Genomic DNA, 13,663 nt, shown 5'->3' on the forward strand with positions numbered 1-13,663 from the left:
AAAAAGGAGCTTTTGCATTTGCAAAGCTCCGGTATCTCTCATACTATTTAATTGTTCGAACCGCTCTTCCCTTTATATGAAATAACGACATGGCGATTTCGCCCTTCACCCTCGGAATATGTTTCGATATTCCTCTGGTCATTAGAAAGTGCTTTATGAATGATTTTTCTTTCTGCTGACGGCATCGGTTCAAACTGAATGGATTTTTTCTGCTTCATCGCTTGATCCGACATTCGATGGGCCAATTGAATAAGCGTATTTTTTCTTTTTTCCCGGTATCCTTCGGCATCCACGGTCACTTGCAAGTATTTTTCGGATACGCGATTGATTGCCATCTGGACCAAGGTTTCCAAAGCATTGAGAGTCTGTCCTCTTTTTCCTATCAAAAGCGCCGTTTGATTGCCTTTGATCTCATAGCTCACTACATTTTCTTTTTCAAAAGCAGTGATCTCGGCTTCTATTTCTAAATGATTCACGATTTGTTCCAAATAATTTTTACCTGCGAGGATTGGAGAAGGTTTTTCGATGACTTTTACGACGGCAGGTTTATGGCCGAAGAGTCCAAAAATCCCTTTTTTCCCTTCATCAATCACTTCATATTCGATATCATTTATTTTTACGTCTAATTTTTTTAATGCGGAATCTACTGCTTCAGCGACGGTACGTCCAGTAGCAGTCAGCTCCTTCATTTTTTTGCGTTTCCTTTTGATTTTTGCGGTGTGGTGTCTGTCTTAACTTCAGGCGTTTTAATTAAAAACGTCTGACCGATCATAAACAAGTTCCCTACGACCCAATAAAGTGAAAGTGCAGCCGGGAAATTGATCGCAAAAACAACAATCATAATCGGCATCAGCCATAACATCATCGCCATTTGCGGATTTTGTGATGTTGCAGGATTTCCTGCCATCATCAGCTTTTGCTGAGTAAACGTTGTAATCCCCGCTACGATAGGAAGTATAAAGAACGGATCTCTGTCTCCCAAATCAAACCATAGGAAGTTATGGTTACTAATTTCATGGGTTCTCATAATCGCTTGATAAAAACCAAGCAAAATAGGCATTTGAATTAAAATAGGAAAGCAGCCTGCAAGCGGGTTGACCCCATTCTTTTGAAAAAGAGACATTGTCTCCTGCTGCAGCTTTTGCTGTGTTTTCTGGTCCTTCGAGCTATATTTTTCTCTAAGCTTCAAAATTTCCGGCTGCAAAGCCTGCATAGCCTTTGAACTTCTGAGCTGCTTAAGCATTAACGGCAATATAAGCAAACGGATTAATATCGTAACAACAACGATAGAGAGTCCGTAGTTATTTCCCATTAATTCTGCAAAAAAGATAATAACTTGTGATAAAGGATAAACAATATATTGGTCCCAAAATCCTGTACTTTCAGATGTAATCGGCTCATTCAGTTGAGTACAACCGGCAAGCAGTATCAATGCCCCAACTAAAACTAGCAATAACAAATTTCGCCTTTTCAACAACTTTTCCTCCTACCTGATCAATGTGGATCCATTAAAGTCTGTTTCTAACCTGTATTCTATCATCATTTGTGCCCAATTGCTCTTCATTGTATAAGATAAATCCACGAGGAAGCGCTTTACTTCAAAAAGATGAAAGTTTTCAATTTTTATCGCCACGTCCTCTATCAGATTGATAAACAAATGATTTTCTGAAAAGATGTTGAAGACTTTTTTTGATTTCTTCATAAGACATGTCGCACACAGGCTTTCTAGCAATGATGACATAATCGTTTTTGCATTTCAATTTGTCCTTTTCCTCAAGAATGACCTGGCGGATCAGCCGTTTTATCCGGTTTCTAGTAACTGCATTGCCAATTTTTTTACTGACGGACAGTCCTACTCGAAACTCGTCCAGCTTCGGCTGGTTAAGAATATATATCACAAACTGGCGGTTTGCCATCGACTTTCCTCGTTGAAATACAGTTTGAAACTCTTCATTTTTTTTCAATCGGTTTTTTTTCTTCATGACGTTCTTCACTCCGATATCAAGCTTTTCAGAGAAAATGACGGATGAAGAGCAGCCAGCTGCATTTATCCAGTATTCCTCTATGTAAAAAAGACCACTGATTAGGATTCAGTGGCCTAGGCTGATAACACTTTTCTACCTTTACGGCGGCGGCGTGCTAATACTTGACGTCCATTTTTGGAACTCATACGGCTGCGGAAGCCATGAACTTTGCTGCGTTTACGGTTATTTGGTTGAAACGTTCTTTTCATCTTACGACACCTCCCTCGAGGATTGACTGAGTATATTCTGCTTAAGACAGTCTTATATATTATATGGTTGGCACCACTTTACTGTCAACTTCCCCAATTTGTAACCCATATAGAATATCACATCGGGTGACAATAAGAAACCCCTTTTTTTCTCCATGTCGAAAGATCATTTATCTCTATTATCCACTGTGGATATCTTTCCGGACGCATTTCGACGTTTTTTTGTGTTTTAAACAAGATTTTCACATTCTTAACTAGTGTGGACAAAAAAAGATCAACAGGATGTTTGGTGTGTGGATAAGTTGAGATCACCCATTGCAACTCAAGCTTTATTTTGATATTATATTTGTGTTTTCACTCTTAACAACTGGATGCAGTTTTGACTTTATCCACAGAGTGTGAATAATTTGTGGAAAGTTTTTTAACAAGGTGAGGACTAGCTTTTCCACAAAGGTGTTAATAAGTTTAAAAGACATTTTTCTACTATATTATACTCTTTTCAACATTTGATGTGCATAACTCAATTATTATACAATGCTCATTCTTCCCACTAAACCCTGGTTTTACGTACAGTTCATCCCTTGAAATTTTTCTTTACATAGACAAGGGGGGCTTTCTGACGTAAATAGGGTTAAATGTTGTTATTTTTTAGTGTTATATAACAGTAGCTGCTTGGTTATTTTGAAAAAAGGAGGGACGCTTTAATACATGGAAAATATATCAGAATTATGGAATAAGGCTCTTGAAAAAATAGAGGGGAAATTAAGCAAACCGAGCTTTGAAACATGGATGAAATCAACAAAAGCCCATTCTCTTCAAGGAGACACAATGACCATAACTGCTCCAAACGAATTTGCGAGAGATTGGCTGAATTCAAGATACTTAGGTTTAGTAGCCGAGACGATTTTTGATTTAACAGGCGAGGAGCTGGCCATTAAGTTTGTGATTCCGCAAAATCAGGAAGAACAAAACATCGCACCAAAAGCTCCGATAAAGAATATGCCCAAGGACGACGAGCAATCTGAATTTCCGCAAAACATGCTGAATACGAAATATACCTTTGATACATTTGTTATCGGATCAGGAAACCGCTTTGCCCACGCTGCTTCTTTGGCAGTGGCCGAGGCACCTGCTAAAGCCTACAATCCGTTGTTTATCTATGGGGGAGTAGGGCTTGGCAAAACGCACTTGATGCATGCCATTGGCCATTATGTATTGGACCATAATCCTTCTGCAAAAGTTGTTTACTTATCTTCAGAAAAATTCACGAATGAGTTTATTAATTCCATCAGAGATAATAAAGCCGTAGATTTCCGTAATCGATATCGAAATGTAGACGTGCTGCTGATTGATGATATTCAATTTTTGGCAGGGAAAGAACAAACACAAGAGGAATTTTTTCATACGTTTAATGCATTGCATGATGAAAGCAAACAAATAGTCATTTCCAGCGACCGTCCGCCAAAGGAAATACCGACTCTTGAAGACAGACTCAGATCCCGCTTTGAATGGGGTTTGATCACAGATATTACACCGCCGGATTTGGAAACAAGGATCGCTATTTTGCGGAAAAAAGCAAAGGCGGAAGGGCTTGATATTCCAAATGAAGTGATGTTGTATATCGCCAATCAAATCGACAGCAATATCAGAGAGCTGGAAGGCGCACTCATCAGGGTCGTCGCATATTCGTCTTTAATCAATAAAGATATTAATGCGGATCTTGCCGCAGAAGCATTAAAGGATATTATTCCTTCCTCTAAGCCTAAAGTGATTACAATTAAAGACATACAGCGGATTGTCGGCCAGCAGTTTAATATAAAATTTGAAGATTTCAAAGCAAAAAAACGGACAAAGTCTGTCGCATTCCCTAGACAAATTGCTATGTATCTATCAAGAGAAATGACAGACTCGTCTCTACCGAAAATCGGGGAAGAATTTGGGGGACGCGATCACACGACCGTCATTCATGCCCATGAAAAAATTTCAAAGCTATTAAGCAATGATGAATTGCTGCAGCAACAAGTAAAAGAGATTAGAGAACAATTAAGATAAGTTGGGAAAAGTGTGAATAAAAAACGCATGGTCATACACAGTCTATCCACATGTGGATAGACTGTGTTTCCTTTCCCTCTGCGTACTTATCCACAAATCCACATGCCCTACTATTACTTCTACTATTTTTTTAATATAAATATATATATATCATCAAGGAGGAGAATCATGAAATTCACGATTCAAAAAGATCGGCTGGTAGAAAGCGTACAAAGTGTATTAAAGGCTGTCTCATCTCGGACAACCATTCCTATCTTAACCGGGATAAAAATTGAAGCTTCTACTGAGGGTGTATCATTGACTGGAAGTGATTCAGATATTTCGATTGAATCCTTTATTCCATGCATTGAGGAAGAAAACGAGAACGTTACGATTCATCAAGCTGGAAGCATAGTCTTACAAGCACGCTTTTTCAGTGAAATCGTAAGAAAATTACCGATGTCTATCGTAGAAATTGAAGTTCAAAATCAGCATGAAACGATTATCCGGTCAGGGAAAGCTGAATTCAGCCTTAATGGACTGGATGCATCGGAATATCCACTGCTGCCTCAACTAGAAGAGCATCACGGCTTTCAAATTCCGACTGATCTACTGAAAAATATGATCAGGCAAACGGTATTCGCTGTGTCCACCTCAGAAACACGCCCTATCTTGACAGGTGTAAACTGGAAGATCGGGAATAATGAATTGTTTTGCACGGCAACAGATAGCCACCGCTTGGCTTATAGAAAAGCTGCTCTTGAGCTGAGGGATGAAGAATCCTATAACGTCGTGATCCCTGGGAAAAGCCTGACCGAATTGAGCAAAATATTGGATGACAGCAGGGAGCTGGTAGATATCGTTGTTACGGATACTCAAGTGTTGTTCAAAACGAAAAATATCCTGTTTTTCTCCAGGCTGCTAGATGGGACTTATCCAGATACATCAAGGCTGATTCCACAGGAAAGCAATACAGATTTTATTGTCAATACGAAGGAGTTTTTACAAGCGATTGATCGTGCTTCATTGCTGGCAAGAGAGGGAAGGAATAACGTAGTAAAACTATCGGCAAATCCTGACAAAATTGTTGAAATTTCATCGAATTCTCCTGAAATCGGAAAAGTAATTGAATCCGTCGTGTCTGAGAGCTTCGACGGTGAAGAGTTAAATATATCATTCAGCCCGAAATACATGCTTGATGCGCTAAAAGTATTAGAGGGCACAGAAATTCATATCAGTTTTTCAGGCCCTATGCGCCCGTTTTTAATTCGCACCCCGAACGATGAATCAATAGTGCAGTTGATTCTTCCTGTTCGAACATACTAATTCAAGGTTGCCGGCAGCTAAAGCTGGCAACTTTTTTTAAAAAGTGTTTTTTCGTTTTTATCTTCCAAAATTCTCATTTTCTTGTTTTCCGTTTTTTTAGTATAATGAATAATTAGTGATATTTGAAAGAGGTCGATAAAATGGCGAATCCAGTATCCATTGATACAAATATGATCACGCTCGGCCAATTCTTAAAATTGGCGGAGGTTATTCAATCTGGCGGGATGGCCAAATGGTTTTTGTCAGAGCATACAATTTTGGTCAATGGCGAACCGGATAACCGAAGAGGACGTAAGCTTTATGTCGGAGATCTGGTAGACATTGAGGGAGTCGGATCATTTCAAGTTGTCAATTAGAGGCGGGTGAAAAAAGGATTGCATATCGAGAGTCTTGCGTTAGCATCTTACCGAAATTACGACCGCGTCTCACTTGAGTTTCAAAATAAAGTGAACGTCATCATAGGAGAAAATGCTCAAGGAAAAACAAATTTAATGGAATCGATCTATGTTCTAGCTATGGCGAAGTCCCATCGCACATCAAATGATAAAGAACTCATCCAATGGGACCAAGAGTATGCTAAAATAGAAGGACGGATCATAAAAAGAAACGGCCCCGTTCCGATTCAGTTAGTTATTTCGAAAAAAGGAAAAAAAGGAAAAGTTAATCATATTGAGCAGCAAAAACTCAGCCGCTATATCGGAGCTTTTAATACGATTATGTTTGCGCCTGAGGATTTAAACTTGGTCAAAGGAAGCCCGCAAGTAAGGAGACGGTTTCTTGATATGGAAATCGGCCAGGTTTCTCCTGTTTATTTGCATGACCTTTCCAGATACCAGAAGATCCTGGTTCAGCGAAACCACATGTTAAAGCTTCTGCAAACAAAAAAAGAATCTGATCAAACGATGCTCGATGTCCTGACAGAGCAGCTGGTTGAAACAGCAGCAAAGGTTGTCGCGAAACGTCTTGAGTTCGTTATTCAGCTGGAAAAATGGGCAAAACCGATTCACCTGGGCATTTCAAGAGGGCTGGAGGAGCTCGCTCTTGACTACAAAACGTCGCTTGATGTATCAGATGCTCCGGATTTGTCGAAAATGATTACAAGATATCAAGAAATTTTTTCCGGTTTGAAAAAGAGAGAGATTGACCGGGGGATAACGCTTTCCGGCCCCCATCGGGATGATCTTCTTTTTTATGTGAATGGACGAGATGTGCAAACGTACGGATCTCAGGGGCAGCAAAGGACAACAGCGCTATCTCTGAAGCTGGCGGAGATTGACCTAATTGAGGAGGAAATTGGCGAATTTCCTATTCTTTTATTGGACGATGTCTTGTCAGAGCTTGATGGTTACAGACAATCACATCTGCTCAATACGATTCAAGGCCGCGTGCAGACTTTTGTAACAACTACCAGTATTGAAGGAATTGACCATGAAACACTGAAGGAAGCGGCAATCTATCGTGTCGATAATGGAATGCTAACCTAAGAGAAAAGGGGTAGGAACGTGTATATCCATATAGGTGATGACATTGTCGTTCCCATTCGGGATATCGTTGCAATCTTTGATTTCAAAATAAATAATTCTCCAATTGTCGAAGATTTTTTAAACGGGCACGCCGAAACAATAATTTCTACTGCAGGCGGATCGCCCCGGTCATTTGTTGTGACTGAAAAAAATGTGTACCTGTCCCCTTTATCATCAAGAACCTTAAAAAAGCGTGCATCATGCATCCCTCACTTGTAGAGGCGGTCTTTCACGTGTTGGCAGACGAAAGTTCTTTGAAACATATGTTCAAGAAAAGAGTAGGTGAATGATCATGGCAATGGAACAGCAAAACAATAATTATGATGAAAATCAAATACAGGTACTGGAAGGTCTTGAGGCTGTAAGAAAAAGACCTGGGATGTATATTGGTTCTACCAGTGCCAAAGGGCTGCATCATTTAGTTTGGGAAATTGTTGACAACAGTATTGATGAAGCACTTGCTGGATACTGCGATGAAATCAATGTGATCATCGAAAAAGACAATAGCATTACGGTAAAGGATAACGGACGAGGGATACCTGTAGGGATTCAGGAAAAGATGGGGAGACCGGCAGTCGAAGTTATCATGACCGTTCTTCACGCCGGCGGAAAATTTGACGGAAGCGGGTACAAAGTTTCCGGCGGACTGCATGGGGTTGGCGCCTCTGTGGTAAATGCACTTTCAACAGGTCTGGATGTCACCGTCCACAGAGATGGAAACGTTCATTATCAGGAGTATGAAAGAGGAGTACCTAAAGCTGATCTTAAAATTATTGGTGAAACCGATGTGACCGGTACTATCACTCATTTCACTCCTGATCCGGAAATTTTTAAAGAAACAATTGTCTATGATTTTGATACGCTTGCGAATCGTGTTCGTGAGCTGGCGTTTTTGACAAAAGGTGTCCAAATCACAATTGAAGATACGCGCGAAGGACAAGAACAAAAAAAAGAATATTGCTATGAAGGCGGGATTAAAAGCTACGTTGCCCATTTAAACCGAAAAAGAGAAGTCGTGCATGAAGAGCCTGTCTACATTGAGAAGGAAAGAGATAACATTGTTGTCGAAGTGGCTCTGCAATACAATGACAGCTTTGCCAGCAATATTTATTCCTTCGTGAATAATATTAATACGTACGAAGGCGGATCTCATGAATCGGGCTTTAAAACCGGATTAACTAGAGTGATTAACGATTACGCCAGAAAAAATGGCGTTTTCAAAGAGAATGATCCGAATTTGACAGGCGACGATGTTCGGGAAGGCTTAACAGCGATCATCAGTATCAAGCATCCCGATCCTCAATTTGAGGGACAGACAAAAACGAAGCTCGGAAATTCTGAAGTACGAACAATTACCGATAACCTGTTTTCTGAAGCGTTTGAAACCTTCCTGCTTGAAAATCCTGATTCAGCAAGGAAAATTGTTGAAAAAGGTGTTATGGCAGCAAGAGCTCGAATGGCGGCAAAAAAAGCCCGTGAGCTGACCAGACGGAAAAGTGCGCTGGAAATATCGAACTTGCCAGGAAAACTCGCCGATTGTTCTTCAAAGGATCCCTCGATTTCTGAACTGTATATTGTTGAGGGGGATTCTGCTGGGGGATCTGCTAAGCAAGGCCGAGACCGGCATTTTCAAGCCATTCTGCCTCTAAGGGGTAAGATTTTAAACGTGGAAAAAGCAAGGCTTGATAAAATTCTCTCGAATAATGAAGTTCGTTCCATGATTACAGCACTTGGCACGGGTATCGGAGAAGATTTCAATATTGAAAAAGCACGATACCATAAAGTTGTCATCATGACGGATGCTGATGTTGACGGAGCGCATATTCGAACGCTGCTCCTTACGTTCTTTTACAGATACATGCGTCAAGTTCTGGAAAGCGGATATGTCTACATTGCCCAGCCGCCTTTATACAAAATTCAACAGGGCAAGCGCATTGAATATGCATACAATGACAAGCAATTGGAAGTGGTCCTTAGCAACTTGCCCCAAACGCCGAAGCCGGGTCTTCAGCGCTACAAAGGTCTAGGTGAAATGAACGCTACCCAATTATGGGAAACGACGATGGATCCATCAACCAGAACCCTCTTGCAGGTGACGCTGGAAGATGCAATGGATGCAGACGAAACATTTGAAATGTTAATGGGCGACAAGGTAGAACCACGCCGAAATTTCATTGAAGAAAATGCGCAATATGTAAAAAATCTAGATATCTAATATTTTAGGGGGTGATTCAGGGATAAAAGCCTCATGCTGATTTCCTGAGTTGCCTCCTGTTTTATTAAAAACCAGGTGGAATCTATTGATAGAAGCTTAAAAAATCTTGAAATTGTTGATATTCTATCAATTAGAGGTGTATAAGTACGAGATTATTGATATAATGAAGAATAGACGTTTTATGCACGAAAGATAAGAATGAAATGAATGGAATTTACTTCTGCTCCCGTCATTTCACGTAAACCTTTAGGGAGGTTTTTTTTATGAGTGAGCAAAATAACACACCGAAAGTGACCGGAATTAATATTAGCCAAGAAATGCGTACGTCCTTTTTAGATTACGCGATGAGTGTTATCGTTTCACGGGCTCTCCCGGATGTCCGCGACGGACTGAAGCCTGTGCATAGAAGAATATTGTATGCCATGAACGATCTTGGTATGACCAGCGACAAACCATACAAAAAATCTGCACGTATTGTTGGGGAAGTCATCGGAAAATACCATCCCCACGGTGATGTGGCCGTTTATGATTCAATGGTTCGGATGGCACAGGATTTTAACTATCGTTATATGCTGGTGGATGGCCATGGTAACTTTGGATCGGTAGATGGCGATTCTGCTGCAGCGATGCGTTACACCGAAGCGCGGATGTCAAAAATCGCGATGGAAATTTTGCGCGATATTACGAAAGACACGATTGATTATCAGGACAATTACGATGGTGCGGAAAAAGAACCAATTGTCATGCCGTCAAGGTTTCCAAATCTTCTTGTAAACGGTGCGTCAGGAATTGCAGTCGGAATGGCAACAAACATTCCCCCTCACCAGCTTGGAGAAGTCATTGACGGAGTTTTGGCAGTCAGCCATGATCCAGAAATCGGCACACAAGAGCTGATGGAAATCATTCCTGGCCCTGATTTTCCGACAGCCGGACAGATTATCGGCAGAAGCGGTATTCGCAAGGCCTATGAAACCGGCCGGGGATCCATTACACTCCGGGCAAAAACGGAAATTGAAACAACAGCATCCGGAAAACAGATTATTATCGTAAAAGAGCTGCCATATCAGGTAAACAAAGCCAAATTAATCGAAAAGATAGCCGATCTAGTCCGTGACAAAAAAATCGATGGGATCACTGATCTCAGGGATGAATCAGACCGTAACGGAATGAGAATTGTCATTGAATTACGAAGAGATGCAAACGTCCATGTGCTTTTAAATAATTTGTATAAGCAAACGGCTTTGCAAACTTCTTTTGGAATCAATCTTTTGGCGCTTGTTAACGGACAGCCGAAGGTGTTAAGCCTGAAGCAGTGTCTTTTTTATTACTTGGAACATCAAAAGGTTGTCATTAAACGGCGGACAGCGTTTGAGTTAAGAAAAGCCGAGGCAAGGGCCCACATTCTCGAAGGATTGCGAATTGCACTTGATCACCTTGATGAAGTGATTGCACTTATCAGAGGTTCTCAAACAGGGGATATCGCTAAAAATGGCTTGATCGAGCAATTTTCATTAACAGAAAAACAGGCTCAAGCCATCTTGGATATGCGTTTGCAGCGTTTAACTGGACTTGAACGAGAAAAAATTGAAGATGAGTATAAAGGATTAATTGCCTTGATCGCGGAGTTAAAAGAAATCCTCGCCAATGAAGAAAAGGTTCTGGAAATTATCAGAGAAGAGCTCATTGAAATCAAGGAGCGCTTTAATGATGAGCGGCGAACTGAAATTATCACCGCGGGAATTGAAGCGATCGAAGATGAAGATTTAATTACACAAGAGAATATTGTTCTCACGCTTACTCACAATGGCTACATTAAACGTCTCCCTTCTTCAACCTACCGCAGTCAAAAACGCGGAGGAAAAGGAATTCAAGGGATGGGAACAAACGAAGATGATTTTGTTGAACATCTTATTTCTACCTCCACGCACGATACGATACTTTTCTTTTCAAATAAAGGGAAGGTTTATCGAGCGAAAGGATATGAAATCCCTGAATTCGGCAGAACGGCTAAAGGGATTCCGATTATCAATCTGTTAGAAGTTGAAAAAGGAGAATGGATTAATGCCATTATTCCTGTGACTGAGTTTGATGATTCGTCTTATCTTTTCTTTACGACGAAGCAAGGAATTTCAAAACGCACGACGCTTTCCCAGTTTGCCAACATCCGAAATAACGGGTTGATTGCTCTGGGCCTTCGGGAGGATGATGAGCTGATTTCGGTTCGGCTGACAGATGGCAAAAAGGATATCATTATTGGAACAAAAGACGGGCTTCTGATCCGTTTCCATGAAACCGATGTCCGCCAAATGGGCCGAACAGCTGCCGGAGTCAAAGGCATCAGTCTTTCTGAAGATGATTTAGTCGTTGGAATGGAGATTCTAGAAGAAGATTCCCATGTCTTGATCGTAACGGAAAAGGGATATGGAAAACGAACTCCTGCAAAAGATTACAGAGTTCAAAGCCGTGGAGGAAAAGGGCTTAAAACGTGTAAGATAACGGAAAATAACGGTTCTCTCATTACTGTCAAAGCGACAAACGGGGAAGAGGACTTGATGATTATTACAGCCAGCGGAGTGATTATCCGTATGGATATCAATGATATCTCTCAGACCGGCCGTGTAACTCAAGGGGTCAGGTTGATCCGTTTGGGCGAGCAAGAGCATGTTGCTACAGTTGCATTGGTTGAAAAAAATGAAGAACTGGAAGAAGAAACGGCTGAAGAAATTGAAGCGAAAGAAGAATAAAGAAGAAAAGAGCCAGGATGATTCCTGGCTCTTTTTTGTCGGGAATAAAGATACCAAGTAAAGACATTGGGTATTTTTTCTTATATAATATGTATAAATATATAGGTCTTTTTTCTCATTATTCGATTTCATTTCTATGTTGAAAGGAATGTTTGTTTATGTTGAATGACCGCCTTCAGTCGGGAGATACTCTTAATCAAGATATTTTTCTTTATTCGTCCATTCCTTTTTAAAAAAAAAGGAACAGTGTTGGATGAGGAACATATCACGATGCTTCAGCTGTTTTTTCTTATAGATAATGAAAGCGCAGCTCCGGTTGATACGTCTGAAAAAGAGCAAAATCATCAGCCGTCGGACTTTGATAAAGAATTTACGATAACTGTGAAAGCATACGAAAAGGATTTTATGTCTTGGCAAGCAGGGAGTAAGGTTGATGTCTTTTCTGCTCGTAAAGCGATTTTGCCGTTGGTTGATTTGTCGTTATCATCCCCTGAGAAGGTTTTTAAGAAGCTTTTGCAATTGAAAGAGAAGGATTACCTGCACAGATTCCATTTGTATGGCACTACTTGGAGCAATTACGGCAGCAAAAATGCAAATGGATCGGGGAGATATTGTACAAATTGCATTGGCTGGCTATTTATCTGATTGTGGGATATCCCAGCTTTCGCACGGAGATAGGAAGGTTGATGCTCTCTACAAAAAACACCCGGCCCTTAGCTGTAAAATGCTAGAAAACGCTTCGGTGATATCGCAAAAAGCAAAGGTTGCAATCCTTCAGCATCATGAGCTTATAAATGGGAGCGGATATCCTTTATCTATCAAAGGAGATCAAATTCATTTATTTGGTAAAATCCTTTCAGGTTCTCGAGCGGTTATTGATTTTTTTATAGAAAAAAATAAGAGAAATGATTCAAATTGGCTGATGTCTTTTGAGAACTTTACGAGGCAGCATCTGATTTTTTATGATGAAGCTGTAATGAAGCGAATCACTATATTCATAATGAACTCTTTAAAACATTCTACTATTGTTCTTTCTAACGGGAAAATAGGAGAAATCGTTTTTCACGAAAACGACTCTCTCTCACGACCGCTCATCAGTGTTAATGAAGAGATCATTTCTTTAAGCTAGAGAAATGATTTATCGATTGATTACATAAAATAAGGGCAAGTTTTTTTAAATCTAATTTTTTTTATAAAAGTTGTTGACTATTATTTTTACAGATGATATATTTATATGGTCGCTTTAAGAGCGGCGAAAAAAGTTCCTTGAAAACTAAACAAGACAAACGTACCTGTTAATTCTAAATGTTTTAAAAAAATCGCATAGGCGACTATGCGTAGTCAGTCAAACTTTTATTGGAGAGTTTGATCCTGGCTCAGGACGAACGCTGGCGGCGTGCCTAATACATGCAAGTCGAGCGGACCTTTGGAGGCTTGCCTCCGAAAGGTTAGCGGCGGACGGGTGAGTAACACGTGGGTAACCTGCCTGTAAGATTGGGATAACTCCGGGAAACCGGGGCTAATACCGGATGCGTCACGAAACCGCATGGTTTTGTGATCAAAGGTGGCACTTGTGCTACCACTTACAGAT

At 40.5% G+C, this 13,663-nt stretch carries 13 protein-coding genes and 1 rRNA gene; 10 read left to right on the forward strand and 4 right to left on the reverse strand.

What is annotated here, in order from left to right; all coding sequences use genetic code 11:
- Positions 1 to 47: 47 nt before the first annotated feature.
- The 4 genes from jag to rpmH form a co-directional block, all read right to left on the reverse strand.
- On the reverse strand, positions 48 to 689 hold the full coding sequence (gene jag, locus JOC74_RS13445) for an RNA-binding cell elongation regulator Jag/EloR (RefSeq protein ID WP_053605037.1): 642 nt from the start codon (positions 687 to 689) through the stop codon (positions 48 to 50).
- A complete protein-coding gene (spoIIIJ, locus tag JOC74_RS13450; RefSeq protein WP_225970269.1) occupies positions 686 to 1,477 on the reverse strand; it encodes a YidC family membrane integrase SpoIIIJ in 792 nt (263 codons plus the stop codon). The genes jag and spoIIIJ overlap by 4 nt, the downstream gene beginning before the upstream one ends.
- Positions 1,478 to 1,616: 139 nt before the next feature.
- A complete protein-coding gene (gene rnpA, locus JOC74_RS13455; protein WP_053605039.1) occupies positions 1,617 to 1,982 on the reverse strand; it encodes a ribonuclease P protein component in 366 nt (121 codons plus the stop codon).
- Between the two features lie 116 nt (positions 1,983 to 2,098).
- Complete coding sequence (rpmH, locus tag JOC74_RS13460; protein WP_053605040.1) at positions 2,099 to 2,233, reverse strand: 50S ribosomal protein L34; 135 nt, start codon at positions 2,231 to 2,233, stop codon at positions 2,099 to 2,101.
- A 708-nt stretch (positions 2,234 to 2,941) separates the two neighbouring features.
- On the opposite strand from rpmH, the gene dnaA reads away from it, so the two are divergent.
- From dnaA to JOC74_RS13510, 10 genes are all read left to right on the forward strand, one after another.
- Positions 2,942 to 4,285 carry a chromosomal replication initiator protein DnaA gene (gene dnaA, locus JOC74_RS13465; RefSeq protein WP_053605041.1) on the forward strand — a complete coding sequence of 448 codons (1,344 nt, stop codon included), beginning with the start codon at positions 2,942 to 2,944 and terminating at the stop codon, positions 4,283 to 4,285.
- Between the two features lie 168 nt (positions 4,286 to 4,453).
- On the forward strand, positions 4,454 to 5,590 hold the full coding sequence (gene dnaN, locus JOC74_RS13470) for a DNA polymerase III subunit beta (RefSeq protein ID WP_211086171.1): 1,137 nt from the start codon (positions 4,454 to 4,456) through the stop codon (positions 5,588 to 5,590).
- A 140-nt stretch (positions 5,591 to 5,730) separates the two neighbouring features.
- A complete protein-coding gene (gene rlbA / locus JOC74_RS13475; RefSeq protein ID WP_053605043.1) occupies positions 5,731 to 5,946 on the forward strand; it encodes a ribosome maturation protein RlbA in 216 nt (71 codons plus the stop codon).
- 18 nt (positions 5,947 to 5,964) lie between these two features.
- Positions 5,965 to 7,074, forward strand: a complete 1,110-nt coding sequence (recF, locus tag JOC74_RS13480; protein WP_211086172.1) for a DNA replication/repair protein RecF — start codon at positions 5,965 to 5,967, stop codon at positions 7,072 to 7,074.
- 18 nt (positions 7,075 to 7,092) lie between these two features.
- A complete protein-coding gene (gene remB / locus JOC74_RS13485; RefSeq protein ID WP_053605044.1) occupies positions 7,093 to 7,332 on the forward strand; it encodes an extracellular matrix regulator RemB in 240 nt (79 codons plus the stop codon).
- A gap of 79 nt (positions 7,333 to 7,411) precedes the next feature.
- The gene (gene gyrB, locus JOC74_RS13490) at positions 7,412 to 9,328 is read left to right on the forward strand and encodes a DNA topoisomerase (ATP-hydrolyzing) subunit B (RefSeq protein WP_053606167.1); all 1,917 of its coding nucleotides are present in this window, start codon (positions 7,412 to 7,414) and stop codon (positions 9,326 to 9,328) included.
- Between the two features lie 263 nt (positions 9,329 to 9,591).
- On the forward strand, positions 9,592 to 12,072 hold the full coding sequence (gene gyrA / locus JOC74_RS13495; protein ID WP_053605045.1) for a DNA gyrase subunit A: 2,481 nt from the start codon (positions 9,592 to 9,594) through the stop codon (positions 12,070 to 12,072).
- Positions 12,073 to 12,321: 249 nt separating this feature from the next.
- A complete protein-coding gene (locus JOC74_RS13500) occupies positions 12,322 to 12,717 on the forward strand; it encodes a hypothetical protein (RefSeq protein WP_053605046.1) in 396 nt (131 codons plus the stop codon).
- Entirely contained in the window at positions 12,629 to 13,201 is a 573-nt protein-coding gene (locus JOC74_RS13505) for an HD-GYP domain-containing protein (protein WP_082364172.1), read from the forward strand. Before JOC74_RS13500 ends, JOC74_RS13505 begins: the two co-directional genes overlap by 89 nt.
- Before the next feature lie 224 nt (positions 13,202 to 13,425).
- Positions 13,426 to 13,663, forward strand: a 16S ribosomal RNA gene (locus tag JOC74_RS13510); the annotation flags it as partial.

Source organism: Bacillus capparidis (assembly GCF_017832095.1).
GTDB classification, from domain to species: Bacteria; Bacillota; Bacilli; order Bacillales; family Bacillaceae; genus Bacillus; species Bacillus gobiensis.

Coding starts and splice junctions, on each gene's coding strand:
- jag (WP_053605037.1), bottom strand. CDS start 689: ATGAAGGAGCTGACTGCTACTGGACGTACCGTCGCTGAAGCAGTAGAT.
- rnpA (WP_053605039.1), bottom strand. CDS start 1,982: ATGAAGAAAAAAAACCGATTGAAAAAAAATGAAGAGTTTCAAACTGTA.
- rpmH (WP_053605040.1), bottom strand. CDS start 2,233: ATGAAAAGAACGTTTCAACCAAATAACCGTAAACGCAGCAAAGTTCAT.
- dnaA (WP_053605041.1), top strand. CDS start 2,942: ATGGAAAATATATCAGAATTATGGAATAAGGCTCTTGAAAAAATAGAG.
- dnaN (WP_211086171.1), top strand. CDS start 4,454: ATGAAATTCACGATTCAAAAAGATCGGCTGGTAGAAAGCGTACAAAGT.
- rlbA (WP_053605043.1), top strand. CDS start 5,731: ATGGCGAATCCAGTATCCATTGATACAAATATGATCACGCTCGGCCAA.
- gyrB (WP_053606167.1), top strand. CDS start 7,412: ATGGAACAGCAAAACAATAATTATGATGAAAATCAAATACAGGTACTG.
- gyrA (WP_053605045.1), top strand. CDS start 9,592: ATGAGTGAGCAAAATAACACACCGAAAGTGACCGGAATTAATATTAGC.
- JOC74_RS13505 (WP_082364172.1), top strand. CDS start 12,629: ATGGCACTACTTGGAGCAATTACGGCAGCAAAAATGCAAATGGATCGG.